At 55.7% G+C, this 24,081-nt stretch carries 23 protein-coding genes; 10 read left to right on the top strand and 13 right to left on the bottom strand.

The window, feature by feature from the left end; genetic code table 11:
* Nucleotide 1 precedes the first annotated feature (1 nt).
* The 7 genes from ihfA to LCD46_09225 all read left to right on the top strand — a co-directional run bounded on the left by ihfA (nt 2) and on the right by LCD46_09225 (nt 5,775).
* Nucleotides 2-301, top strand: coding sequence for an integration host factor subunit alpha (ihfA, locus tag LCD46_09195; protein UOY72460.1), 300 nt, complete (start codon nt 2-4; stop codon nt 299-301).
* Between the two features lie 103 nt (nt 302-404).
* Nucleotides 405-1,385, top strand: a complete 981-nt coding sequence (btuC, locus tag LCD46_09200; protein ID UOY72461.1) for a vitamin B12 ABC transporter permease BtuC — start codon at nt 405-407, stop codon at nt 1,383-1,385.
* Between the two features lie 33 nt (nt 1,386-1,418).
* The gene (locus tag LCD46_09205; GenBank protein UOY72462.1) at nt 1,419-1,970 is read left to right on the top strand and encodes a glutathione peroxidase; all 552 of its coding nucleotides are present in this window, start codon (nt 1,419-1,421) and stop codon (nt 1,968-1,970) included.
* Nucleotides 1,970-2,725 carry a vitamin B12 ABC transporter ATP-binding protein BtuD gene (gene btuD, locus LCD46_09210; protein UOY72463.1) on the top strand — a complete coding sequence of 252 codons (756 nt, stop codon included), beginning with the start codon at nt 1,970-1,972 and terminating at the stop codon, nt 2,723-2,725. The genes LCD46_09205 and btuD overlap by 1 nt, the downstream gene beginning before the upstream one ends.
* Before the next feature lie 74 nt (nt 2,726-2,799).
* On the top strand, nt 2,800-3,264 hold the full coding sequence (locus tag LCD46_09215; protein ID UOY72464.1) for an NlpC/P60 family protein: 465 nt from the start codon (nt 2,800-2,802) through the stop codon (nt 3,262-3,264).
* A 293-nt stretch (nt 3,265-3,557) separates the two neighbouring features.
* Nucleotides 3,558-4,271: an EAL domain-containing protein gene (locus LCD46_09220; GenBank protein UOY72465.1), complete on the top strand. Its 714-nt coding sequence runs from the start codon at nt 3,558-3,560 to the stop codon at nt 4,269-4,271.
* Nucleotides 4,272-4,332: 61 nt separating this feature from the next.
* A complete protein-coding gene (locus tag LCD46_09225) occupies nt 4,333-5,775 on the top strand; it encodes a YdiU family protein (GenBank protein UOY72466.1) in 1,443 nt (480 codons plus the stop codon).
* A gap of 40 nt (nt 5,776-5,815) precedes the next feature.
* Here LCD46_09225 and LCD46_09230 read toward each other — a convergent pair whose 3' ends face one another.
* Genes LCD46_09230 through LCD46_09250 form a run of 5 tightly spaced genes read right to left on the bottom strand, consistent with a single transcriptional unit; the run spans nt 5,816 to nt 10,592 of the window.
* Nucleotides 5,816-6,586 (bottom strand): 3-hydroxybutyrate dehydrogenase, encoded by a 771-nt coding sequence (locus LCD46_09230; GenBank protein UOY72467.1) that lies wholly within the window; start codon nt 6,584-6,586, stop codon nt 5,816-5,818.
* Between the two features lie 10 nt (nt 6,587-6,596).
* Nucleotides 6,597-7,988 (bottom strand): GntP family permease, encoded by a 1,392-nt coding sequence (locus LCD46_09235; protein UOY72468.1) that lies wholly within the window; start codon nt 7,986-7,988, stop codon nt 6,597-6,599.
* 46 nt (nt 7,989-8,034) lie between these two features.
* Nucleotides 8,035-9,216 (bottom strand): acetyl-CoA C-acetyltransferase, encoded by a 1,182-nt coding sequence (locus LCD46_09240; GenBank protein ID UOY72469.1) that lies wholly within the window; start codon nt 9,214-9,216, stop codon nt 8,035-8,037.
* 9 nt (nt 9,217-9,225) lie between these two features.
* A complete protein-coding gene (locus LCD46_09245; protein UOY72470.1) occupies nt 9,226-9,882 on the bottom strand; it encodes a CoA transferase subunit B in 657 nt (218 codons plus the stop codon).
* Between the two features lie 2 nt (nt 9,883-9,884).
* Nucleotides 9,885-10,592: a CoA transferase subunit A gene (locus LCD46_09250; protein UOY72471.1), complete on the bottom strand. Its 708-nt coding sequence runs from the start codon at nt 10,590-10,592 to the stop codon at nt 9,885-9,887.
* Nucleotides 10,593-10,732: 140 nt separating this feature from the next.
* Here LCD46_09250 and LCD46_09255 point away from each other — a divergent pair, with 140 nt between their 5' ends.
* Nucleotides 10,733-11,656 (top strand): LysR family transcriptional regulator, encoded by a 924-nt coding sequence (locus tag LCD46_09255; protein UOY72472.1) that lies wholly within the window; start codon nt 10,733-10,735, stop codon nt 11,654-11,656.
* Here the strand turns inward: LCD46_09255 and LCD46_09260 are convergent.
* The 8 genes from LCD46_09260 to ppsR all read right to left on the bottom strand — a co-directional run bounded on the left by LCD46_09260 (nt 11,623) and on the right by ppsR (nt 19,730).
* Complete coding sequence (locus LCD46_09260; protein UOY72473.1) at nt 11,623-12,402, bottom strand: heme ABC transporter ATP-binding protein; 780 nt, start codon at nt 12,400-12,402, stop codon at nt 11,623-11,625. The genes LCD46_09255 and LCD46_09260 overlap by 34 nt on opposite strands.
* Nucleotides 12,395-13,387: an iron ABC transporter permease gene (locus LCD46_09265; protein ID UOY72474.1), complete on the bottom strand. Its 993-nt coding sequence runs from the start codon at nt 13,385-13,387 to the stop codon at nt 12,395-12,397. Before LCD46_09265 ends, LCD46_09260 begins: the two co-directional genes overlap by 8 nt.
* On the bottom strand, nt 13,387-14,208 hold the full coding sequence (locus LCD46_09270; protein UOY72475.1) for a hemin ABC transporter substrate-binding protein: 822 nt from the start codon (nt 14,206-14,208) through the stop codon (nt 13,387-13,389). The genes LCD46_09265 and LCD46_09270 overlap by 1 nt, the downstream gene beginning before the upstream one ends.
* Nucleotides 14,205-15,233, bottom strand: a complete 1,029-nt coding sequence (gene chuS, locus LCD46_09275; GenBank protein UOY72476.1) for a hematinate-forming heme oxygenase ChuS — start codon at nt 15,231-15,233, stop codon at nt 14,205-14,207. Before chuS ends, LCD46_09270 begins: the two co-directional genes overlap by 4 nt.
* A gap of 47 nt (nt 15,234-15,280) precedes the next feature.
* Complete coding sequence (locus LCD46_09280) at nt 15,281-17,266, bottom strand: TonB-dependent hemoglobin/transferrin/lactoferrin family receptor (GenBank protein UOY72477.1); 1,986 nt, start codon at nt 17,264-17,266, stop codon at nt 15,281-15,283.
* 76 nt (nt 17,267-17,342) lie between these two features.
* A complete protein-coding gene (gene hemP / locus LCD46_09285; protein UOY72478.1) occupies nt 17,343-17,525 on the bottom strand; it encodes a hemin uptake protein HemP in 183 nt (60 codons plus the stop codon).
* A gap of 172 nt (nt 17,526-17,697) precedes the next feature.
* Nucleotides 17,698-18,744, bottom strand: coding sequence for a 3-deoxy-7-phosphoheptulonate synthase AroH (gene aroH / locus LCD46_09290; GenBank protein ID UOY72479.1), 1,047 nt, complete (start codon nt 18,742-18,744; stop codon nt 17,698-17,700).
* Between the two features lie 152 nt (nt 18,745-18,896).
* On the bottom strand, nt 18,897-19,730 hold the full coding sequence (gene ppsR / locus LCD46_09295) for a posphoenolpyruvate synthetase regulatory kinase/phosphorylase PpsR (protein UOY72480.1): 834 nt from the start codon (nt 19,728-19,730) through the stop codon (nt 18,897-18,899).
* A 335-nt stretch (nt 19,731-20,065) separates the two neighbouring features.
* Here ppsR and ppsA point away from each other — a divergent pair, with 335 nt between their 5' ends.
* A complete protein-coding gene (ppsA, locus tag LCD46_09300; protein UOY72481.1) occupies nt 20,066-22,444 on the top strand; it encodes a phosphoenolpyruvate synthase in 2,379 nt (792 codons plus the stop codon).
* Between the two features lie 233 nt (nt 22,445-22,677).
* Nucleotides 22,678-24,078, top strand: a complete 1,401-nt coding sequence (locus tag LCD46_09305; protein UOY72482.1) for an MFS transporter — start codon at nt 22,678-22,680, stop codon at nt 24,076-24,078.
* Nucleotides 24,079-24,081: the final 3 nt, after the last annotated feature.

Raw genomic sequence — 24,081 nt, forward strand, 5'->3', positions numbered from 1 at the left:
TATGGCGCTTACAAAAGCTGAAATGTCAGAATATCTGTTTGATAAGCTTGGGCTTAGCAAACGGGATGTCAAAGAGCTGGTAGAGCTGTTTTTCGAAGAGATCCGTCGTGCTCTGGAAAATGGTGAACAGGTAAAACTCTCCGGTTTTGGCAATTTTGATTTGCGAGACAAAAACCAACGTCCGGGCCGCAACCCGAAGACGGGGGAAGATATTCCCATTACAGCTCGCCGCGTGGTGACCTTCAGACCCGGCCAGAAGTTAAAAAGCCGTGTCGAAAACGCAACGCCCAAAGCAGAGTAATATGAACTAACTAAAAAGGCCGCTCACGCGGCCTTTTTTCTTTGCGCTCTTTGGCAAACCCGCCGTAAAATCAATTACATCTTACGTCAATAAAACTGTACACATGCTTGATTACGCCTATCGCCAGCACCGTTCCGATCAACGTCGCCTGTTTTTGCTGGTGCTACTGCTCGTTGTCGCCGCCGGCATAAGCCTGTGTGCGGGCGACAGATGGATAGGGCCTGAAAGCTGGATGAGCCCTGACGGGCAGATCTTCATCTGGCAAATACGTCTGCCGCGCACCGTGGCGGTGATCCTGGTGGGGGCTGCACTGGCGCTCTGCGGCACCATTATGCAGGCATTGTTCGACAACCCGCTGGCGGAACCCGGGCTGCTCGGCGTATCGAACGGCGCAGGCGTGGGGCTGATAGCGGCCGTCATGCTTGGCGGGGGAGCACTCTCCGGGTGGAGTATCAGCCTGAGCGCCATTACTGGCGCATTGCTGATAACGCTCATTCTCCTGCGTTTCGCCAGACGGCACTTGTCGACCAGCCGTCTGCTGCTTGCCGGGGTAGCGCTGGGTATCATCTGTAGCGCGCTGATGACCTGGGCGGTCTACTTCTCGACCTCTTTTGACCTGCGTCAGCTGATGTACTGGATGATGGGCGGTTTTGGGGGCGTGGACTGGCACCAGGGCTGGCTGATGGTTCTTCTGATCCCGGTCATATTGTGGGCGACCATGCAGGCACAACCACTCAACATGCTCGCGCTGGGTGAAACATCCGCTCGCCAGCTCGGGATGCCACTGGTGTTCTGGCGTAATGTGCTGGTTATTGCCATTGGCTGGCTGGTGGGGGTCAGCGTGGCGCTGGCGGGGGCGATTGGTTTTATCGGGTTGGTTATTCCGCATATGCTTCGCCTGTGTGGCCTCACCGACCATCGAACCTTACTTCCGGCCTCGGCAGTCGCCGGGGCGGTAACACTGCTGGTGGCCGATATCATCGCCCGGCTTGCCCTGACAGCCGCGGAACTGCCCATTGGTGTAGTGACCGCCACGCTGGGCGCGCCGGTATTTATCTGGCTACTATTAAAAGCCGGACGTTAAATCACGATCCGTAAGACAACCAGAGGGAATGCTATGCAGTCAGATATCCTGAACACCAAAGTGACCACCATTGATGGCGATAACACCACGCTGGAAGGCTACAAAGGCAATGTATTGCTGATCGTCAACGTGGCATCCAAATGTGGCCTGACGCCACAGTACGAGCAGCTGGAGAACATTCAGAAAGCGTGGGAGAAAGACGGTTTCACCGTGCTGGGTTTCCCCTGCAACCAGTTCCTGGGCCAGGAGCCGGGAAGCGAAGAAGAGATCAAAACGTTTTGTAGTACGACCTACGGTGTGACGTTCCCGCTGTTCAGCAAAATTGATGTTAACGGCGAAGATCGCCATCCGCTGTATGCGAAGCTGATTGCTGCCGCGCCGACAGCCGTTGCGCCAGAAGGCAGCGGCTTTTATGAACGTATGGCGAGCAAAGGTCGGGCACCGCTCTACCCGGATGATATTCTGTGGAACTTTGAAAAATTCCTGATTGGTCGTGATGGCCAGGTGATTCAGCGTTTTTCGCCGGATATGACGCCTGAAGATCCGATTGTCATGGAATCTATCAAGCTGGCGCTGGCGAAATAATGTCGTTGCTGATGCAGCTCACGGACGTTGCCGAGAAGGGACGTCTGGAGCCGATAACCGGTACCCTCAATGCGGGAGAGATCCTGCATCTTGTTGGGCCCAACGGCGCAGGGAAGAGCACGTTGTTGGCCCGTATGGCGGGGCTAACCTCCGGGCAAGGGCAGATATCGCTGCTGGAGCATACTCTAACCGACTGGTCGCCGGTCTCGCTGGCGCACCGGCGCAGTTACCTTGTGCAGCAACAAATGCCCCCTTTTGCGATGCCTGTCTGGCATTATCTGATGCTGCATTTGCACGACAAACAACATACGGCACTGCTGACTGAAGTGGCTGCGGCCCTGGGGCTAGAAGATAAACTGTCCCGACACGCCAGCCAGCTTTCCGGCGGAGAATGGCAGCGGGTGCGCCTGGCGGCGGTCATTGTTCAGATTCACCCGGCAGGTAACCCTCACGGGCGGATGCTGCTTCTGGATGAGCCGATGAGCGGTCTGGATGTGGCGCAGCAGGCGGCGCTGGATTCGCTGTTAAGTAGTCTGAGCCGAAAGGGTATCGCCGTGGTAATGAGCAGTCATGACCTCAACCATACCTTGCGGCATGCCCACCGGGTGTGGTTGCTGTCACGTGGAAAGATGATCGCCAGCGGGATGCGGGATCAGGTTCTTACGCCGCCAAATCTTGCTCTTGCGTACAATATGTCGTTCCGCAGGTTGGATATAGAGGGACATAAGATGCTGATTTCTACCGGGCAGGAGTAACCGTTTCTTGCCTGTTAGCACAGTTGCACGCTAAATTACGAAAAGAACAAAAAAAGCAGAGGATTCGTCTGAAAATGCGATTCTGGTTTCTCCTGATGGCAGCGTTATTTCTCGCGGGATGCAGTAGCCATCGTGCGCCGCCACCTAACCCACGGCTTTCAGATTCAATTACCGTCATTGCCAGTCTCAACGATCAGCTGAGCAACTGGCGCGGTACGCCTTATCGCTATGGCGGCATGAGCCGTGGCGGTGTAGATTGTTCTGGTTTTGTCCTGATGACGTTCCGCGACAAGTTTGACTTACAGCTTCCGCGCGAAACGCGCAAGCAGGCAGAAATAGGGACTGAAATTGATAAAGATGAGCTTCTGCCTGGAGACCTGGTGTTTTTCAAAACCGGGTCGGGTGAAAGCGGTCTTCACGTTGGAATTTATGATACAGACAATCAGTTTATTCACGCCTCGACCAGCCGCGGAGTGATGCGATCTTCTCTCGATAATGTGTACTGGCGTAAAAACTTCTGGCAAGCACGACGTATTTAGTCTGCCCCGGATGTGTCTTTATGACGGCATGGTAGCGAATAAATCATGTCGTTTTTTCGCAAATAAGATGATTAAAGTTAAATTTACCTAAAATTAGCTAAGCCCGCATGTGTCTGTTTTATCTAAAACTGGCTATTATTCAGTAACCAGGATAAGATTATTTTAGATTCAGGGATAAATCTGAAAATTAATACGGAACTAATGAAATTAATCTTATTAAAATCAAGACAGTGGAATTGTGTCGGCAATTGCTCCAGGATGTCCTCTCTCATCTTTAATGCGGGGCGAGTGCAATGATAATTACGCTAGATAATGCTTACCAGTCTGAACTATTGTTCATGCCTGCCCGTAATAGTGCAGGTGAGCTTAAAGGTTTAGAGGTTCTGGTTAACTTTACTGGCGTCGGCACTGATGTAAGGATCCCCACTGACCTCGTTATCCCTCGTCTTACAGCGACAGAAGAGTTAGCGTTGTTTAACGAGAAACTGCAATTGCTTGATACCTGCAAACTGTTTTTTATTCAGCATCAGTTAATTGCATGGATCAATATTACACCTGTTATTGTTGAGTTTTTATTAAGCAATGGAAACGCTGTTTCAATCCTTGAGCGTTATCCGTTTATTGAGTTTACTGTTAATGAGAACTATCCAGGTTTAAATAACGGAAAAGACGATCTCCAGTTGGCAAGAATGGCGATTCATTTCCCGTTGGTTCTGGCAAACTTTGGTGCAGGCGCAGCATCCCTCAAAGCCGTCTATGATGGATTATTTAAACGGGTGATCATCGACAAAGGGTTCATTCAGCAGCGTGCATCGGAGCTTTCTTTTGAACCTTTTATGCGTGCAATTCTCTGGCAGATAACACCCCATTGCCAGTCTGTCATCGTAGCCGGAATCGACGATCACAACCTGTTGCAACGTGTCTTGTCCTTTAACGTCGGCGCGATGCAGGGAGCGCTCTGGCCAGCGGTCAGTGCAGAGCACGTCACCACGCTGGTTCAGCGATAACCCTTTCTTTCGCCCGTGTTTAAGTGCGGGTAAACCCTCTACACTAAAAGCAGGAGGACTTATGACCCTGTCTTTTACTGCTCACTGGCATGACGAGTTGCCTGGTTTTTACACAGCACTCAAACCAACACCCTTACAAAATTCGCGTCTTATCTGGCACAACGATCGGCTGGCAGAGGAGCTGGCGATTCCACCTGCCATGTTTCAGCCTTCAGACGGCGCTGGCGTCTGGGGGGGCGAAAAGCTCCTCACAGGCATGAAACCCCTGGCTCAGGTCTATAGTGGACACCAGTTTGGCGTCTGGGCGGGGCAACTGGGCGACGGCAGGGGGATCCTGCTTGGTGAACAACAGCTTCCCACCGGGGAGACGGTTGACTGGCACCTGAAAGGCGCAGGCCTTACCCCTTACTCGCGGATGGGGGATGGGCGTGCGGTATTACGTTCAACGATTCGTGAATGCCTGGCATCTGAAGCGATGCATGCGCTGGGGATCCCGACCACTCGTGCGCTGTCGATTGTCACCAGCGACACGCCGGTTGCGCGCGAAACGATGGAAAAAGGGGCGTTGCTGATGCGCATTGCGCAAAGTCATTTGCGCTTTGGCCATTTTGAGCACTTTTACTATCGCCGCGAGACGGAAAAGGTGCGTCAGCTTGCAGACTACGCTATCGCTCATCACTGGCCACATTTGCAGGATGAGGATGATAAATACGTTCTCTGGTTCCGGGATGTGATTGCCCGTACTGCATCAATGATCGCGCGCTGGCAAACGGTAGGATTCGCCCACGGCGTCATGAATACGGACAACATGTCGCTCCTGGGGTTGACCTTTGATTACGGTCCGTTTGGGTTCCTTGATGATTATCAGCCGGGATATATCTGTAATCACTCCGATTATCAGGGCCGTTACAGCTTTGACAATCAGCCTGCGGTTGGATTGTGGAACCTGCAACGTCTTGCGCAAACGCTGTCACCGTTTATCGACGTTGATGCCTTGAATGACGCGCTCGATAGCTATCAGGATATTTTGCTGCGTGAATACGGCATGCTGATGCGCAATAAGCTGGGGCTGATGACCCAGGAAAGGGGGGATAACGAGATCCTCAATGACCTGTTTGCCCTGATGGCGCGTGAAGGCAGTGATTATACCCGTACTTTCCGGATGCTGGGCCAGACGGAGCAGCACAGTGCCGCCTCACCGTTGCGGGACGAGTTTATCGACAGGCAGGCGTTTGACGACTGGTTTGCCCGGTACCGCACGCGGTTGCAGCAAGAGCAGGTTGACGATACCACCCGGCATGCGCAGATGAACGCGGCGAACCCGGCGATGGTGTTACGCAACTGGCTGGCCCAACGGGCGATTGAGCAGGCAGAGCAGGGTGAGTATGACGAGTTACACCGTCTGCATGTGGCGTTACGCACGCCGTTTGCCGACAGGGATGACGATTACGTCAGCCGCCCGCCTGACTGGGGCAAGCGGCTGGAGGTAAGCTGCTCAAGTTAGTCATTTTGCCGGGTGACGCGACGCTCACCCGGCTTACCCGTCACTGTGCGACCCACCCACCATCCATGTTCCATGCGACGCCCCGGACATTTACGGCGCTGTCGCTGCACAAAAATAGCGCCAGTTCGCCCAACTGTTCCGGGGTGACAAACTCACCTGAAGGCTGTTTCTCCGCCAGAAGCTGGTCTCGTGCCTGGTCTGGTGCGACGCCATCGGCAATGCGTTTGTCGATTTGCTGTTGTACCAGAGGAGTCAGTACCCAGCCCGGGCAGATCGTATTGGCGGTAATCCCCGTGCGGGCGGTTTCGAGCGCCAGGGATTTCGTAAAGCCCACCACGCCATGCTTGGCGGCGACATAGGCCGACTTTTCTTTTGACGCGACTAGCCCATGAACGGAGGCAATGTTAATGATACGGCCCCAGTTTTTCTCACGCATGGCAGGCAGTGCCAGCCGGCTGGTGTGAAACACGGAAGAGAGATTCAGCGCGATAATGTCGTTCCATTTCTCTACCGGAAATACCTCAACAGGGGCCACATGCTGTATTCCGGCATTGTTAATCAGAATATCCACACTACCAAACTGCGATTCGGCGTAGCGCATCATGGCTTCAATTTGCAGTACGTCACGCAGGTCTGCATCGTGATAGCCCGGCTTTTGGCCGAGTTGCGCAATCTCTTCTCTTGCTGATTCGCTGTCGCCGAAACCGTTGAGGATCAGCTGCGCCCCGGCCTTCGCCAGCACGCGGGCGATCCCAAGTCCAATACCGCTTGTCGAACCGGTCACCAGAGCGGTTTTACCCTTCAGATTCATTTTTCTCTCCTTAAACAATGCCGGTCAGATAGAACACGGCAATGACAAAAAGCACTGCCAGACTTTTTATGAGGGTGATGGCGAAAATACCGCCATAGGCCTGACGATGACTCAGGCCGGTGATTGCCAGCAAGGTAATCACCGCGCCATTGTGGGGAAGCGTGTCCATACCACCGCTTGCCATCGAGGCCACGCGGTGCAGTACTTCCAGAGGAATATTGGCGGCGTGCGCAGCGGCAATAAAGCTGTCAGACATTGCCGCGAGTGCAATGCTCATCCCCCCGGAGGCGGAACCGGTGATCCCGGCGAGGACGGTCACGCTGATCGCTTCGTTTAACAGCGGGTTTGGGATTGCGGCCAGCCCTTTTGACAGCACCAGAAAACCAGGCAGTGCAGCAATAACGGCCCCGAAACCATATTCAGAGGCCGTATTCATCGCTGCCAGAATGGCGCCGCTAACCGCCGTCCGGCTGCCTTCAGCCAGACGCCCGCGGATATTGCGAAAACCAAAAATCAGCACCAGCATGATGCCGGAGATCAGCGCCGCCTCAACGGCCCAGATGGCGGTGATCTTGCTCACCTCGGTCACAATCGGCTTCGCCAGGCCGGGTAGGGTAAGCTCATGGCTAGTACCGTACCAGCCAGGGATCCAGCGGGTAAACAGCAGATTCAGGATGCCCACCACCAGCAGCGGGGAGAGGGCAATCAGCGGATGCGGCAGATTAATGTTATCCGGCGTCTCAGGTTCATTTTTCAGATCCGTGCCGTAGCCTTCATTGTTATTGAACGCCTTACGACGCTGGCGCTCCAGCCAGAGCAGGCCAAATACGATAATAAACAGGGAGCCTATCAGCCCCAGCCACGGTGCGGCCCAGGCGTTCGTGCCAAAGAAGCTGGTGGGGATGATATTCTGGATCTGCGGCGTGCCGGGCAAGGCGTCCATGGTAAACGAAAACGCGCCCAGTGCCACGGTGGCTGGGATCAGACGTTTAGGGATGCCGCTCTGGCGGAACAGTTCGGCGGCAAACGGGTAGACCGCAAACGCCACCACGAACAGCGAAACGCCGCCATAGGTTAACAGCGCACAGACCAGAACAATGACCGGTATCGCGTGGCGACGACCGAGGATCCGAATAGCGGAGGCGACGATCGATCGTGAGAAACCGGAAAGCTCAATCAGCTTGCCAAAAACGGCACCCAGCAGAAACACCGGGAAGTAGAGCTTGACGAAGCCCACCATTTTTTCCATAAACAGACCGGTAAACGTCGGGCCAACAGCCCCCGGGTCGGTCAGCAACACTGCACCCAGCGCCGCAATCGGCGCAAACAAAATAACGCTATATCCGCGATAGGCCGCCAGCATCAGCAATGCCAGTGCCGCCAGGGCAATTAACACACTCATTACGACTCCTCACTATCATTGTTATATTCGGGTACCAACGAGATGTTTAACGCTCGACGGTCAGAGCGATGCCTTGTCCGCCGCCTACGCACAGGGTGACGAGTCCTTTTTTAGCCCCCTGACGCTGCATTTCGTACAGCAGCGTGACGAGAATGCGGCAGCCGGAAGCACCAATCGGATGACCCAGCGCAATCGCGCCACCGTTGACGTTCACCTTTGACTCATCCCAGCCGAGCAGCTTGCCCACCGCCAGCGCTTGCGCCGCAAAGGCTTCATTGGCTTCAATGAGATCCACGTCATCGAGCGTCCAGCCAGCCCGCGCCAGAGCCGTCTGACAGGCACTGACCGGACCAATTCCCATCACGGATGGGTCAACGCCCGTCACGGCGTAACTCACGATGCGGCCCAGGATCGGCAAACCGCTTTCCCGTGCTTTTTCCTCGCTCATCAACAGTACCGCAGCGGCACCATCATTGAGCGTTGAGGCATTACCCGCCGTGACCGTGCCTTCCTCGTGTAAAAACGCGGGGCGCAGTTGCGCGAGCTGTTCTGCGGTGGTTCCCGGCCGGGGCTGTTCATCACGGCTGATGATCAGGGGCGGCTTTTTACCCTGTTTCACCGTCACTGGCACTATTTCGGCGTCGAATCGACCGGATTCAGCCGCGGATGCAGCTTTTTGCTGCGACCGGGCGGCAAAGGCGTCCTGCTGCTCGCGCGAAATGCCGTACTGCCGGGCGATGTTTTCTGCGGTGATCCCCATGTGGTAATCGTTGAACGCATCCCATAGCCCGTCGGTAATCATGCTGTCCTGCAGGTCTGTATGACCAAAACGCAACCCTGATCGCGCACCGTCCAGCAGATAAGGCGCGTTGCTCATGCTCTCCTGACCGCCCGCGATAACCACGTCGGCATCGCCACAGCGGATCGCCTGCGCGGCCAGTTGCACCGCTTTTAAGCCCGCACCACACACCAGATTGACCGTTGTCGCGGGCGTTTTGACAGGTAACCCGGCGCGGATTGCCGTCTGGCGCGCGGGGTTTTGTCCACAGCCTGCCGTCAGCACCTGACCGAAGAGCAACTCGTCTATTTGATCTGCATGCAAACCGCTGGTCGCAAGCAGGTGTTGTACCGCTACTGCACCCAGTTCAACTGCAGAAAGGGAGGCGAGCGAGCCGCGAAAACCACCCACAGGGGTTCGCGCTGCCCCGACAATCATGACGTTTTTCATGTTGAGTCCTCAGCTGAAGCGCATCTCGCGAACGTCGTCCGCCACTGTTATTTTCCCGGCCGTTTTCGCCACGATCTCGTCGATACTCACCCCCGGAGCGTATTCCCGAAGAATGAACGTGCCGTCCTTGATCTCCAGTAACGCGAGGTCGGTTAAGACCCGACGGATGCAGCCCACGCCCGTGAGTGGCAGCGTGCAGCGGGGGAGTAGCTTTGACTCACCGCTTTTTGACGCGTGGGTCATTACCACTATGATGTTCTGTGCCCCGGCAACGAGATCCATTGCTCCTCCCATCCCTTTCACCATCTTCCCGGGGATCATCCACGAGGCGATATTCCCTTCGACGTCCACTTCAAACGCACCCAATACGGTCAGATCGACATGACCGCCACGGATCATGGCGAATGACTGAGCCGAGTCGAAAATGGCAGCACCGATCCGCGCGGTCACCGTCTGTTTACCGGCGTTAATCATGTCGGCGTCGAGGTTCCGTTCATCCGGGAATTCCCCCATTCCCAGCAGACCGTTTTCCGACTGGAGCATCACATCCATCCCCGGTGGAATGTAGTTCGCCACCAGGGTAGGGATGCCGATCCCCAGGTTGACGTAGTAACCGTCGCGCAGCTCGCGAGCGACGCGCATTGCCATCTGTTCACGGGTCAACATTGTCAGACTCCTTCCGCGCGCAGCGTGCGCTGTTCAATGCGTTTTTCAAACTGGCCGACAATCACTCTGTCGACGTAAATTCCTGGGGTGTGAATAGCGGACGGAGGCAGTTCGCCCGGAGGAACAATTTCTTCCACCTCCACAACGGTTATCCGGCCCGCCGTGGCCATCAGCGGATTAAAGTTTTGCGCGGTATGGCGATAGATAACGTTGCCGTACCAGTCTGCTTTCCAGCCTTTGATAAGCGCGAAATCACCCGTAATGGCCTCTTCGAGGACGTAGTGTTTCCCCGCAAACTGACGAATTTCCTTGCCAGTCGCCACGGGAGTGCCATAACCGGTGGCGGTGTAAAATGCCGGAATACCGGCTCCACCCGCGCGCACTTTTTCTGCCAGCGAGCCCTGAGGCGTGAGTTCAATCTCCAGCTCACCGCTCAATACCTGTTGCTCGAATAGCGCGTTCTCACCCACGTAAGACGCCACCACCTTGCGTACCTGCCGCGTCTCAAGCAGTATTCCGAGGCCGAAACCATCCACGCCGCAGTTGTTTGAAACCACCGTCAGATCGTTCACCTGACGGCGTCTGACTTCTGCAATCAGGTTCTCTGGGATGCCACACAAGCCGAAACCGCCTGCCAGCAAGGTCATTCCGTTCGTCAGCCCATCCAGCGCTTGCGCATAGCTACTGACGCGTTTATCCAGTCCCGCCATCGTCATCTCTCCCGTTGTCCGTGCCGGTATCATTAGGGGCGGTGACTCATTTGTTAATTTTGAATTTGTGACTCACTCATTTGGTTTTTTTATTAATTTACTGTTAACTAAATTTTTTCAATTAGTTAACAGGATGAAAAATGAGAATGAGTGTCAAACAGTTACGCGCGTTTTTAGCGGTAGCTCACACTCTGAATTTCGCGCACGCCAGCGAACGGCTAAATCTCTCTCAGCCAGCACTGAGCCTGACGATTAAAGGTCTTGAGGATGTGCTGGGAGGGCCGCTGCTGCAGCGGAGCACGCGTAAAGTGGCGTTGACACAGGAAGGGGAGACGTTTTTGCCCATGGCGCGGCAACTGCTTGCCGACTGGGATAACGTCGAAGAGGCGATGCATCAGTGTTTTACGCTACAGCGTGGCAAAATCTCGGTCGCGGCCATGCCGTCGTTTGCCGCGAATGTCTTACCGGAGGTACTCAAAGCCTTTCGCGATCGCCACGCCGGGATCAACGTCACCGTGCATGATGTCATCAACGAACACGTGATCGAGATGGTTCGGGAAGGGCGGGTGGAGATGGGGATCGCGTTTGAGCCGGCACCCACGCATAACCTGCTGTTTACGCCCCTGGGTCTCGACAGATTTGTCGCCATTGTGCCGAAAGATTCCTCTCTTGCCGGTAAAAAACGCTTGTCATGGGAAGAGCTGCTGACGCTGGATTTCATCACCCTGCAGCGACCCTCAGCGGTACGTCTGATGATGGAAGAGGAACTGGCCCGAAGCGGCAGAAAACTGGATGTGGCGCTGGAGAGTCATCAACTGGTGACGGTGGGGCGGATGGTCGCCAGTGGATTGGGCGGCAGCGCTGTTCCGGCATTGTGCGAAACACAGATGGCTGCGTTAGGCGCGGTCTGTATTCCACTGGATAACCCGCTTATTGAGAAATGCATTGGCGTGATCCATCCAGGGCACACACAGCTTTCAAAAGCGGCGCGTGCCCTGCTGGAAACACTGAAGGATTTTTATCAGCCTGGTCAGGGGGCGAGAAACACCTGCGGCGTGGCGTAATCTGGATGTCTGCCGACGAGCACTTCTGCCCCGTACCAGTGTGCCAGCGCATCAGCCTGCAAAACAGCTTCAGGTACGCCTTCGCAGACCAATCTGCCATTGTGTAACAGCAGGATCCGATCCGCCCACAGCGCCGCCAGATTAAGATCGTGCAGCACGACGCAGACGTGGAGATCTCCCTGATGGGTCAGGGATTTCAGCAGGCGCAGCAGATGTTGCTGGTGATAGAGATCCAGCGCAGACGTGGGTTCATCAAGGAACAGCCAGCCGCGCGGCGCACCCTCGTGCCACAGCTGCGCCAGCGCCCGCGCAAGCTGGATCCGCTGCTGTTCCCCACCGGAGAGTGCGGCAAACTGCCTGCCCGCCAGCGGTAAACATCCGGTAATCTGCATCACCTCCTGAACAACTGCGGGTTCGGGGTAGCGAGTCCAGGGAGCGCGGCCCATGCCGACTACCGCCTCCACAGGCCAGTCGAAGCCGAGCTGCGTGTTCTGGCGCATCACCGCCCGGCGGCGAGCGAGTCTTTCCGGCTGCCAGGCATTGAGGGGGATATCTGCCAGGTTGCACTGCCCGCCAGTAGGGTTTAAATAGCCCGTGAGCAGCCGCAGTAACGTCGATTTTCCGGCGCCATTCGGGCCAATCAACGCCACCATTTCACCCATGGATAAATCCAGGGATACCTCGTTTATAAGCGTCCGGTGTCCGGTGTGGAAATCTATTTTTTCTGCACAATAGCGTTCAGCCATGCTCGCCTCCACGACGAAAGATCAGCCACAGAAACCACGGCGCGCCGAGAAGGCTGGTCAGCAAACCAACCGGCATTTCCGCCGGGGCGACCAGGGTACGAGCCACCGTATCCGCAATCAGCAGCAGTGCCGCGCCGGCGAGTACAGATCCGGGGATCACCGCCCGGTGATCTGCCCCGAGCCACATGCGCATCAGGTGGGGGACCACAAGACCGACAAAACCGATAACGCCACTGACCGCTACCGCAGCGGCGACCAGCAAGGCGCTACACAGCAGCAGGATCCGCTGCACAACCGCAACCTCCACACCGAGATAGTGCGCTTCTTCTTCACCTAATTGCAGTAAATTGAGCGCGCTGGCAAGACGCCATATCACCAGAAGAGTGGGCATCATCAGCGAGGTGACGGCCAGCAATGTTGACCATTGTGCCTGGCCGAGGCTGCCCATACCCCAAAGTGAAAGCTGGCGAAGCTGTGCATCATTACTGAGCCATGACAGCACACCGACGGCTGCCCCGCACAGGGCATTAATGGCGATACCTACTAGCAACAACCGGGAGAGCGAGCTGTTACGCTGCTGGCTGAGAAGGAAAATCACGAAAGTGGCAGACAGCGCGCCGAAAAAGGCCGCGATCATCGGGGCATAAAGCATGACCAGTGCAGGTAACGAGAGCGGAATAACCACCCATAACGCAACGGCAAGCGCCGCACCGCTGCTGATCCCGAGCAGGCCCGGATCTGCCAGCGGGTTACGAAATAACCCCTGCATTACACAGCCTGCCAGCGCCAGTGAACCCCCAATAACCAGCGCCAACAGCACTCGGGGCAGGCGTATGGTCAGCCAGATCTGACGCAGCGCATCATCGCTGCCGTTCCACAGCAGGCTGACCGGTAGATGCAACGCGCCAAAACCGGTCGCCACGATCGTCATCGTCGTGAGGAGTGCGGTCAGTATCCACAGTGACAAGGTGATCCGTCGGGACATCAGGGTAGTTGCTCCGCTCTGACGCGCAACTGCTGAATTGCCTGCGGCGTTCGCACGCCAAACCCCAGAAGCGCCATATCATCAATTGCCAGCAGCTGCTTGTTGCGTCCCGCCGGCGTTTGCGCCAGACCCGGCAGTTTCCAGAGATTGTCTTCACCGCCCAGCGCGTTGATACCTTCCTGAGAAATCACCACCAGGTCGGGCTGGCTGGCAATCACGCCCTCCTGTGACAGCGGTTGATAGCGGGTAAAACCTTGCATCGCATTTCTAAGCCCCGCCGCCTGAATGGCGGCATCCGCTGCGGTCTGTTGTCCGGCAGCCATTGCGGTCATCCCTCCATGGTTGAGGATAAACAGCACCCGCTTGTTGAGTGGCGAGGCGGGCAGGGCGGTCAGGGCCTGACGTAACGTGTTACGCAGGATTTCTCCCTCAACCTCGCGATGTGTCGCTTGCGCGATGACCCGCACCTTTTCATCAATGACGCCCAGCGCGTTACTTGCCGGAACGGTGATGACCCTGATATGGCTTTGCTCAACCTGTTTTAATGCCAGAGACGGTTGCGCCTGGGCGCTTGCCAGCACCAGGGTGGGACGCATGGACAAAATGCCTTCCGCATTCAGCTGGCGCAAATATCCCACGTCAGGCAGATCGTTTGCTGCCTGTGGCCACTGACTGGTACTGTCGCGAGCCACCAGAGACGACTGTGCGCCAAGGGCAAAGACAATTTCCGTCACGTCGCCGCCAAGCGTAACGATTTTCTCCTGCGTGGCGGCAAACGCCATCAGGGGCAGGGCGCTGAGAACGGCGATCCATTTTTTCATGCGGCCAACCCTTTCGCCGTTAAGGCGTCAATCTGGCTACGCCATTGGCTCTGTTCCGGCTCGCCTTCGGTACGCTGACCATACAGCTGAGCGATTTGCGTGCCGTCGGCGGCAAACAGCTCCAGGCTAGTGACATGCCCGTCAGCCGTCGGTTTGCGCGTGACCCACGTTTCCGCAATGGCTTCTTCAAGCAGATGCAGGGTAAAGGTCGGGTTAAAGATGTTGAGCCAGCCTTTCATCGGCACCAGCTTTTCCACCGCGCCGGTGAAGATCTGCACGCAGCCGCGGTTGCCGACAAACACCATAATTTCGTTGCCGTCCTGGCGCGCCGTCTCCAGCAGCTGCGCCAGCGCGGAGTTCTCTACCCTGCAGGCCAGATCGTCACCCACCAGGTTAAACGCCTGCTGGCGGCTGAGATTGTGGCGCTTCAGCAGGCCGAAGAACTGGTGCACGTCGGTCATGGCGCGCCACTCTGTGTCCACGAGCGCGGCTTGCGCGTTTTCTGCGTGAACCGGGACATCGGCCACCTTTAACGCCAGCGGTGGATTATCGGCAAAGATAAAGCGGCTCAGTACGTCGCTCCAGGCGGATACGTCGGTGCTATCGGTGGCGTAGACCTTCAGCAGCGCATCACCATGATGGTCGAAGAACTGGATGCTCTGACGCTCGCCGCGCGCGGTAGCTTCACTGATGTGAAAAACGCTCGCCCACTGATTGAGGAACAGACGCAGATCCAGTCCGCGTGGGTTCAGTACCAGCCCGGCGTGACCGTGGAGATGCTGATTGGTGAAGGTCCCTACCTGCTCGTGAACGGCATGGTCATTGCGGCAAATGCATTTGGTTTCGCCCACGGCTTCCAGCGCGCCAAGGATATCGCGGATCTCACCGTTCAGGCGCCAGGCATCGTGGCCGACGCGGGCAAAGGTCAGTTCAGCTTCACTGATGTTCATTAAACCTGCGATGTCACGCGCGTACTTACCCGGGTTTTCTTCTTTTAGCTCAAGCCAGCGTGTGTAGTGATTCATTGTCTCGTCCTTCTTCATGGATGCCCCGGTGAACCGGGGCGAGGGGGTTACCACTGATAGCTTACGAAAATCTTGCCGTTGCGACCGTCCTGCGGAATACCCTGCGGTGACCAGTATTCTTTGTCGAAGGCGTTACCCAGCACCACCGTCGTTGTGATGCCTTTCAGTTGTGCCTGACCCTGATAGCTGACGTAGAAATCGTTGACCGCGTAGCCAGGCTGCTTTTTGTAACTGCTGCTGATGTGCGTTGAACGGTCAACAAAGGTACCTATCCAGCCCACGGAGAAACCGCTTTGCGCTACCGGGATATCCAGCTTGCTGGTGACGGTGTCCGGGTTAATGCTGGAGATGTACTCTCCCGTGTCGGTATCTTTCCCGCGCGTGCGGTTATAGGCCAGGTCAAGGTTGAAGATCTCGGCGGAGTATTTCGCCATTACGTCCCAGCCCCAGATTTTGGCATTGGGAACGTTATAGGACATGGTGGTCGCCGCTGCGAAATCGACGGTAGTGGAGATGTAGTCTTTGGCTTTCGTATCGAAATAGCTCGCTTTGAACTCCAGCGCATCGTTCGCCAGCATCAGATCGTCAAAGCGCAGACCAAAACCGAACTCCTGAGTTTCATTGGTCTCCGGACGCAGGTTCGGGTTTGGCACCCAGTAGTTGGTATAGAAGCGGCCGATCGAGAAGTGCTTCGCATCGTTATACATTTCACCCATGGTCGGCGCGCGGAAGGCCTGCGCGTAAGAGCCGAACAGCATTAGCCAGTCGGCTGGGCTGACGGTTAACCCGGCGCGGGATGACCACTTATCGGCATCCACATCGTCATAACCATCACTGCTGCCGCGATAGTTGTCATAACGCGTCCCCCCCAGAAGGGTGATGGGCAGATCGCGCAGGGTAATTTCATCCTGCAGCCAACCGGAGCTGAAGTCGATTTTTGCGTCCGGGAAACCGGTCGTCGCACCGCCCGGGCTTTGCTCCTGGCGGTAATATTCTCCGCCGTAGGTCAGGAGGTGTGAGGCAAAGGAGTCGCTAAACAGTCGGGTGCGGTTTTCCACCTTCCCACCTTTCGTGGTTTGCTTGCGGAATTCACCGCTGCCGTTGATGTTCTGGGCGTTAATGCGCGCTTCAGACCAGTAGATTTTGGCATCGGCGTTCAGCCAGTCATTGCCTTCCGGCGCGATGTTGTAGCCCAGCTGAGCGTCACGCTGGATGGTGGAACGGTCAGTCATGGGGTTGCTGGAGGCATCCGCTTTAATGGTTTGCGGATTTTTGGGTTCCTGTGCGTCGTTGTTATAGTAGCGCAGGGAGCCGCTCAGGGTCTGCGCCGGGTCGATTTTCCATCGACCTTTTGCCAGCATGTTGTTAATGGATTCATCATTTGGTGCTGCTGTACCGTTGCTCTGACGAATGTCACCCCGGTCACGGCTCGACCAGGAGACCAGACCGTCCAGCGTGTCGGTGCGGCCAAACGCGCTGGCCCCCATTCCGAGGCTATGATCGCCCGTTGCACCCGTAGCAAATACGCGGTAGCCGCTGTTTTTTCCCGGCTCCAGCAGGTCTTTGGCGTCGGCAGTATCATAGGAGATCACGCCGCCCAGCGCGCCACTTCCGTAGAGCAGGGCGGATGGTCCACGAACCACTTCAACACGTTTAATCAGCGACGGATCGAGGAAGGTGCTGTTCAGGTGGCCGGTATCGGTTCCCTGGCGCACGCCGTCAACCAGCACCAGCACGCCGCGGCGGTCATAACCGCGCAGGTTCACGTCCTGCCCGTTGGTGCGCCCGGTGCCGTCCAGTGTGAGACCAGGAACGTTACGCAGCAGGTCGGCAGCAGAGCTGGCGGTTTGTTTCTCAGGCGCGCTGGCGTCAATCACGCTCACCATCATCGGAGCTTCAAAGGCGCTGCGGGCGTTGCCCGTGGCGGTGACGGTAATATCATCTGCGGCAGCAAACGCGACGCCCGGCAGGGTACTGACGACTGCCAGAGCCAAAATTGACGGGCGTAAAGACGCGGAATGCAGGTATGGCATAGCAACTCTCCATTAAGAATCGAAAGCGCTGGCTGCCTGGGGAACACCTGGGTGGCTGGCGAAGTTATCGTGTTGTTTATTTAGTCAGGATCAGTTTTCCGGCATGGGTCTGGCGTAGCAGGTAATACTGACCGTCATGCTCGATAATCACCCGCCCCTCATCGCCGAGCAGGGCTTTGCTGTCAATCCGACGCTCGGTGGAGGCAGGGGCTGTGTGTGTTTTTTCTGGCGTTACCGCGTTGTTATCCGTACGTGACATAATGTTTATAAATGACAACCAATGTAACAATGATAATCATTATCAATAAACTGTAAATTCACAGCAAGCGTTTTTGTGAAAAAAGGGTGAGAGGATCAAATTTGGGGGTGAAGTGCGGCTTGATGCCCTCACCCCGCCCCTCTCCCACAGGGAGAGGGAGAAGGACTGGATTTTAGAAGCGCGTATCTACCGCAGAAGCCAGTTTCTCCAGCAGCAGTTCGCTGTCTTCCCAGCTCAGGCACGGGTCGGTAATTGATTGACCGTACACTATTGGCTGTCCGGCAACGATCTTCTGCGTGCCTTCCTTGATGAAACTTTCGGCCATAATCCCCGCGATGGCGGTTGAGCCGCTGCGGATCTGCTGGCAAATTTCATCGCACACATCCAGCTGGCGGCGATGCTGTTTCTGACAGTTACCGTGGCTGAAATCCACCACCAGATGTTCCGGAAGGTCGAACTCTGCCAGTGTTTCACAGGCGGCCGCAATATCTTGTGCATGGTAATTGGGTTTCTTCCCACCGCGCATAATTATATGCCCGTACGGGTTACCGCTGGTCTGGTAGATGGTCATGTGACCGCTCTTATCCGGCGACAGGAACATATGGCTGGCACGGGCAGCGCGGATCGCATCTACCGCGATACGGGTGTTACCGTCAGTTCCGTTTTTAAAGCCGACCGGACAGGAGAGGGCGGAGGCCATCTCGCGGTGGATTTGGCTTTCGGTGGTACGTGCGCCAATTGCGCCCCAGCTGATGAGATCGGCGATAAACTGCCCGGTCACCATATCGAGAAATTCGGTCGCCGTTGGTACGCCCAGTTCATTGACCTGCAGGAGCAGTTTGCGCGCCAGCTCAATACCGTGGTTCACGCGGTAGCTACCGTTCAGATCAGGATCGGAAATCAGGCCTTTCCAGCCCACTACGGTCCGCGGTTTTTCAAAGTAGGTTCGCATCACGATCTCAAGGCGATGCTGGTATTTGTCCCGCAGCCCCTGAAGTCGTTTGGCATAATCCATTGCGGCATCCAGATCGTGGATGGAGCAAGGCCCAATCACTACCAGAAGACGTTTGTCTTCACCATTCAGGATTTTTTCAATGCGCCGGCGGGAAGCCGTGACATGTTCCGCAACGGTGGCGGAAACAGGATGCCGCAGTGCCAGTTCAGCTGGGGTAACCAGGCTGTCGATGCGCGCAGTGCGGAGTTCGTCGGTTTTATTCATGGAATGTCTCAGAAAATTTTTGCTTCATCGGCAGACTACCGGGAAGTGATGGGCATCACCTTAAACCAATCCCTGCTGATTTCAAGTTCGGGGCGACACCGCCCCGTGGTTGCCGATGATGATACCTGAATCTGAGCTAATGTACTAGCATATTAGTACATGCGGCGATTAAGCCCCATGATGTCGAGAATTTTGGTGGCAATTTCTTCAACCGAATAGTTGGTGCTGTTCAGCCACGGGATCTGGTTTTTGCGGTACAGCGCTTCCACTTCGGAGACCTCCATCCGGCACTGGCGCATGGAGGCGTAGCGGCTGTTCTCGCGGCGTTCTTCGCGGATGGCGGCAAGGCGTTCCGGGTTGATCGTCAGGCCGAACAACTTATGTTGCAGAGGCTTAAGGGCGGCAGGTAGCACCAGGTTATCCATGTCGTCAGCAATAAAGGGGTAGTTTGCGGCACGAATACCAAACTGCATCGCCAGATAGAGGCTGGTTGGCGTTTTGCCGCAGCGCGATACGCCAAGCAGGATCACCTGCGCCTGGTCAAGATTACGCAGCGAGATACCGTCGTCATGTGCCAGGGTGTAATCAATGGCAGCGATACGCGCATCGTACTTGGTCAGATTGCCGGGGTTTAGCCCGTGGGTACGATGAGCGATCGGGGTCGGATCAAGCTTAAGCTCGCTTTGCAGCGGAGCCACCAGTGCCTGGACGATATCCTGACAGAAGCCTTCACTTTGCAGAATGATGGAGCGAATCTCGGGGATCACGATCGAGTAGAATACCAGCGGGCGGACGCCGGTCTGCTGGTAGATGGCATCAATCTGGTCCTTCACCGCTTTGGCGCGGCTCTCATTTTCGACAAACGGCAGCGTGATGCTGTTAATCGAAACGGGAAACTGCGACATCACCGCATGGCCCAGCACCTCGGCGGTGATCGCCGTACCATCAGAAATATAAAAAACGTGGCGATCGACAGCATTATCCATTTTACTCACCCTGAATATCATACCTAATTGCCTGAAAGCATAAATTAAAAAAGTAAATTACACAGCAAAGAACTTATCTTAATTATAAATGAAACGATGTTTTTGATTTTCCTGAAAAGTGGATTTCATTTTTCAAATAGCGACTTTATTTTTGTGGTTTCTGGCTGAATATATAGGAATCATCGGGTTCGTGGGTGATGGGAAAGTATCCGAAAAGTTGAAAATTTAAATTGCTTACACGATTCACCGTTTTTTTAGCGCTAATAAATATGCCACTATAAATACGTAGTCAGGTGTTACTTACTCCGATCAAATATCACAAAAGGATTGTTTCGATGTCCAACAATGGCTCGTCACCGCTGGTGCTTTGGTATAACCAACTCGGTATGAATGATGTAGACAGAGTTGGGGGCAAAAATGCCTCCCTGGGTGAAATGATTACAAATCTGTCGGGTATGGGTGTCTCCGTACCAAACGGGTTTGCCACAACTGCCGATGCGTTTAACCTGTTTTTAGACCAGAGCGGCGTGAACCAGCGCATTTACGACCTGCTGGATAAAACGGATATTGATGACGTTACCGAGCTTGCCAAAGCCGGGTCACAAATCCGCCAGTGGATTATCGACACACCTTTCCAGCCGGAACTGGAAAAAGCCATTCACGATGCGTACAACCAGCTCTCTGCTGACGATGCGCAGGCCTCCTTTGCCGTGCGTTCTTCTGCAACCGCAGAAGATATGCCAGACGCCTCGTTTGCCGGGCAGCAGGAAACCTTCCTGAACGTGCAGGGATACGATGCCGTGCTGGTGGCGGTGAAGCACGTGTTCGCTTCCCTGTTCAACGACCGTGCCATCTCTTATCGCGTGCACCAGGGCTATGACCATCGCGGCGTAGCACTTTCCGCAGGTGTACAGCGCATGGTGCGCTCGGACGTGGGCTCTTCCGGCGTGATGTTCTCCATTGATACCGAGTCCGGCTTCGACCAGGTGGTGTTTATCACCTCCGCGTGGGGTCTGGGTGAGATGGTGGTACAGGGGGCGGTCAACCCTGACGAATTCTACGTCCACAAGCCTACTCTGGCCGCGGGCCGTCCGGCGGTGGTGCGCCGCACCATGGGCTCGAAAAAAATCCGCATGATCTATGCCCCAACCCAGGAGCATGGCAAGCAGGTTAAAATTGAAGATGTACCGCAGGAGCAGCGTGACCGCTTCTCCCTGACCGACGCCGAAGTGCAGGAGCTGGCGAAGCAGGCGGTACAGATTGAAAAACACTACGGTCGTCCAATGGACATCGAATGGGCGAAAGACGGGAACACCGGCAAGCTGTTTATTGTCCAGGCGCGTCCGGAAACCGTCCGCTCTCGCGGTCAGGTGATGGAGCGCTACACGCTTCACGCGCAGGGCAAAATCGTGGCGGAAGGCCGTGCCATCGGTCACCGTATCGGTGCCGGCCCGGTGAAAGTGATCCACGACATCAGCGAGATGAACCGCATTGAGCCTGGCGACGTGCTGGTGACCGACATGACCGACCCGGACTGGGAACCGATCATGAAGAAAGCGGCGGCTATCGTCACCAACCGCGGCGGCCGTACCTGTCACGCGGCGATCATTGCCCGCGAGCTGGGTATTCCTGCGGTTGTCGGCTGCGGTGACGCCACCGAGCGCATGAAAGACGGACAGAACGTGACCGTCTCCTGTGCCGAAGGCGATACCGGCTATGTGTATGCCGATATCCTCGACTTCAGCGTGAAGAGCTCCAGCGTGGATACCATGCCGGATCTGCCGCTGAAGATCATGATGAACGTGGGTAACCCGGACCGCGCGTTTGACTTCGCTTGCCTTCCGAACGAAGGCGTGGGCCTGGCGCGCCTGGAGTTTATCATCAACCGTATGATCGGCGTTCACCCGCGTGCGCTGCTGGAGTTTGACGACCAGGATCCGAAGCTGCAGAACGAAATCCGCGAGATGATGAAAGGCTACGACTCGCCGAAAGAGTTCTACGTCGGCCGTCTGACCGAAGGGATTGCCACCCTGGGTGCTGCCTTCTACCCGAAACGCGTGATCGTGCGTCTGTCTGACTTTAAGTCTAATGAATATGCCAACCTGGTGGGTGGCGAGCGCTACGAGCCGGAAGAAGAGAACCCGATGCTGGGCTTCCGTGGTGCCGGACGCTACGTGTCCGAGAGCTTCCGCGACTGCTTCGCGCTGGAGTGTGAAGCGGTGAAACGCGTGCGCAACGACATGGGACTGACCAACGTCGAAATCATGATCCCGTTTGTGCGCACCGTAGATCAGGCGAAAGCCGTCGTGGACGAGCTGGCGCGTCAGGGGCTGAAGCGCGGCGAGAACGGGCTGAAGATCATCATGATGTGCGAAATCCCGTCCAACGCCCTGCTGGCCGAGCAGTTCCTGGAGCACTTCGACGGCTTCTCTATCGGCTCGAACGACATGACGCAGCTGACGCTGGGCCTGGACCGTGACTCCGGCGTGGTCTCTGAGCTGTTCGATGAGCGGAACGAGGCGGTGAAAGCGCTGCTGTCGATGTCCATTCGTGCGGCGAAGAAACAGGGTAAATACGTCGGGATTTGTGGTCAGGGTCCATCCGACCATGAGGACTTTGCCGCATGGCTGATGGAAGAGGGGATTGATAGTCTCTCCCTGAACCCGGACACCGTGGTGCAAACCTGGCTGAGCCTGGCAGAACTGAACAAGTAACACCATCATAACCCGAAAAGGCGAGGAGATTATTCCTCGCCTTTTTTATTTCTCTTCTTATTTGCTCCCCATCACAAATAAAGTAAAAAACCAAATATCATAATTTGTCTGTTAATTTAGACAATTGTTAGCGCGCAAACCGTTGCTAATACTTGAGCCTTACTGCGCATTTCCCTACCGATGATGCGCAACTGGTTGAAATACGTTTTAACCTGATAAAAAGGCAAATAACAATGACACTTTCCTCTGTATTGCGTACCAAAGATAAAATAGGTTACGGCTTAGGTGATATGGCCAGCGCGCTGGTCTGGCAAACGGCTACGTTATTTCTTGCTTATTTCTATACGGACGTTTTTGGGTTGCCCGCCGCGATTATGGGCACCATGTTTTTAGTGGTACGCGTGGTCGATGCGTTTGTCGACCCGTGCATTGGTGCACTGGTCGACCGTACGCAAACGCGTCATGGCCGTTTCCGTCCATGGTTGCTGTGGTTCGCCATTCCGTTTGGCGTGAGCTGCCTCATCACCTTCTATGTTCCGGACGTGGGACCTACGGCGAAAATTGCGTATGCCTGCGTGACCTACGCGATCTTAAGCCTGATTTATTCCGCGATTAACGTACCTTACTGCGCCATGCCCGGCGCGCTGACGCTGGATCCGCGCGAGCGTCACTCTCTGCAGTCATGGCGCTTTGGCCTGTCGTTTATCGGTGGGTTGATTGTTACGGTTATTGCCCTGCCGCTGGTCTCATTGTTTGGACAGGGCAACGTGCAGAAAGGCTATTTCTATGCCATGAGCCTGATGGGACTACTCGGGATTGTACTGTTCTTCTGCTGCTTCCTGATGACTCGCGAGCGTTATTCTCCGCGCAATGATACCTCCGGCTCCATGCTCACCGATTTAAAACTGCTGGCCGGAAACAGCCAGTGGCGTATTGTGTTCGTGTTTAATATTTTGCTGTTAACGGCGGTGGTGACGCGCGGTTCCGCCACCATGTATTACGTCAACTATGTGCTGTTGCGTCCGGAGCTGGTTTTTGCCTTTATTGTTTCCGGAATGGTGGCCTCCTTAAGCGGCGCATTATTATCCGAACGGTTGCTGGGCAAATTTGACCGCGTCCGGGCCTACCAGTGGACCATTATTTCCTTCGTCATCTTCGGCGCGCTGATTTTCTTCCTTCCCCCTTCGCAGGTCTGGCTGATCTTTGGCCTCAATATTGTCTTTAGCTTTGTGCAAAACCTCACCACACCGCTCCAGTGGACCATGTTCTCCGATGTGGTCGACTACGAAGAGCACCGCAGCGGTCGTCGCCTGGACGGGCTGGTTTTTTCCACCGCGCTGTTTGCCATCAAATTTGGCCTGGCGCTGGGTGGGGCGGTCGTCGGCTGGGTCCTTGGTATGGTGGATTACGCCCCGGGACAGGCAACTCAGGCACCGCATGTTCTCTCTACCATTAATGCACTGTTCACCCTTATCCCTTGCGCGTTGTTCCTCTGCATGGTCGCGCTGCTTGCTATCTACAAACTTAACAGCCGGCTGGTGGATTCCATTGCCCGGGAGCTGGCCAGCAAACGTGAGGTGAGACCTGACCTGGGGCAACTCAGCCCGGCAACCCCTTCCGCACTACAGGAGTAAAAC

The sequence above is a fragment of the Enterobacter ludwigii genome, assembly GCA_023023105.1.
In the GTDB taxonomy this organism is placed as follows: domain Bacteria; phylum Pseudomonadota; class Gammaproteobacteria; order Enterobacterales; family Enterobacteriaceae; genus Enterobacter; species Enterobacter adelaidei.

What these genes read in the sequence shown, in the direction of transcription:
- hemP (UOY72478.1), bottom strand. Translation starts at nt 17,525, where the DNA reads ATGTCACGTACGGATAACAACGCGGTAACGCCAGAAAAAACACACACA.
- LCD46_09270 (UOY72475.1), bottom strand. Translation starts at nt 14,208, where the DNA reads ATGAAAAAATGGATCGCCGTTCTCAGCGCCCTGCCCCTGATGGCGTTT.
- LCD46_09250 (UOY72471.1), bottom strand. Translation starts at nt 10,592, where the DNA reads ATGGCGGGACTGGATAAACGCGTCAGTAGCTATGCGCAAGCGCTGGAT.
- btuC (UOY72461.1), top strand. Translation starts at nt 405, where the DNA reads ATGCTTGATTACGCCTATCGCCAGCACCGTTCCGATCAACGTCGCCTG.
- LCD46_09260 (UOY72473.1), bottom strand. Translation starts at nt 12,402, where the DNA reads ATGGCTGAACGCTATTGTGCAGAAAAAATAGATTTCCACACCGGACAC.
- btuD (UOY72463.1), top strand. Translation starts at nt 1,970, where the DNA reads ATGTCGTTGCTGATGCAGCTCACGGACGTTGCCGAGAAGGGACGTCTG.
- LCD46_09225 (UOY72466.1), top strand. Translation starts at nt 4,333, where the DNA reads ATGACCCTGTCTTTTACTGCTCACTGGCATGACGAGTTGCCTGGTTTT.
- LCD46_09215 (UOY72464.1), top strand. Translation starts at nt 2,800, where the DNA reads ATGCGATTCTGGTTTCTCCTGATGGCAGCGTTATTTCTCGCGGGATGC.
- LCD46_09220 (UOY72465.1), top strand. Translation starts at nt 3,558, where the DNA reads ATGATAATTACGCTAGATAATGCTTACCAGTCTGAACTATTGTTCATG.
- LCD46_09235 (UOY72468.1), bottom strand. Translation starts at nt 7,988, where the DNA reads ATGAGTGTGTTAATTGCCCTGGCGGCACTGGCATTGCTGATGCTGGCG.
- ppsA (UOY72481.1), top strand. Translation starts at nt 20,066, where the DNA reads ATGTCCAACAATGGCTCGTCACCGCTGGTGCTTTGGTATAACCAACTC.
- LCD46_09280 (UOY72477.1), bottom strand. Translation starts at nt 17,266, where the DNA reads ATGCCATACCTGCATTCCGCGTCTTTACGCCCGTCAATTTTGGCTCTG.
- LCD46_09265 (UOY72474.1), bottom strand. Translation starts at nt 13,387, where the DNA reads ATGTCCCGACGGATCACCTTGTCACTGTGGATACTGACCGCACTCCTC.
- ihfA (UOY72460.1), top strand. Translation starts at nt 2, where the DNA reads ATGGCGCTTACAAAAGCTGAAATGTCAGAATATCTGTTTGATAAGCTT.
- LCD46_09255 (UOY72472.1), top strand. Translation starts at nt 10,733, where the DNA reads ATGAGAATGAGTGTCAAACAGTTACGCGCGTTTTTAGCGGTAGCTCAC.
- chuS (UOY72476.1), bottom strand. Translation starts at nt 15,233, where the DNA reads ATGAATCACTACACACGCTGGCTTGAGCTAAAAGAAGAAAACCCGGGT.
- aroH (UOY72479.1), bottom strand. Translation starts at nt 18,744, where the DNA reads ATGAATAAAACCGACGAACTCCGCACTGCGCGCATCGACAGCCTGGTT.
- LCD46_09230 (UOY72467.1), bottom strand. Translation starts at nt 6,586, where the DNA reads ATGAATCTGAAGGGTAAAACCGCTCTGGTGACCGGTTCGACAAGCGGT.
- LCD46_09245 (UOY72470.1), bottom strand. Translation starts at nt 9,882, where the DNA reads ATGTTGACCCGTGAACAGATGGCAATGCGCGTCGCTCGCGAGCTGCGC.
- ppsR (UOY72480.1), bottom strand. Translation starts at nt 19,730, where the DNA reads ATGGATAATGCTGTCGATCGCCACGTTTTTTATATTTCTGATGGTACG.
- LCD46_09240 (UOY72469.1), bottom strand. Translation starts at nt 9,216, where the DNA reads ATGAAAAACGTCATGATTGTCGGGGCAGCGCGAACCCCTGTGGGTGGT.
- LCD46_09205 (UOY72462.1), top strand. Translation starts at nt 1,419, where the DNA reads ATGCAGTCAGATATCCTGAACACCAAAGTGACCACCATTGATGGCGAT.
- LCD46_09305 (UOY72482.1), top strand. Translation starts at nt 22,678, where the DNA reads ATGACACTTTCCTCTGTATTGCGTACCAAAGATAAAATAGGTTACGGC.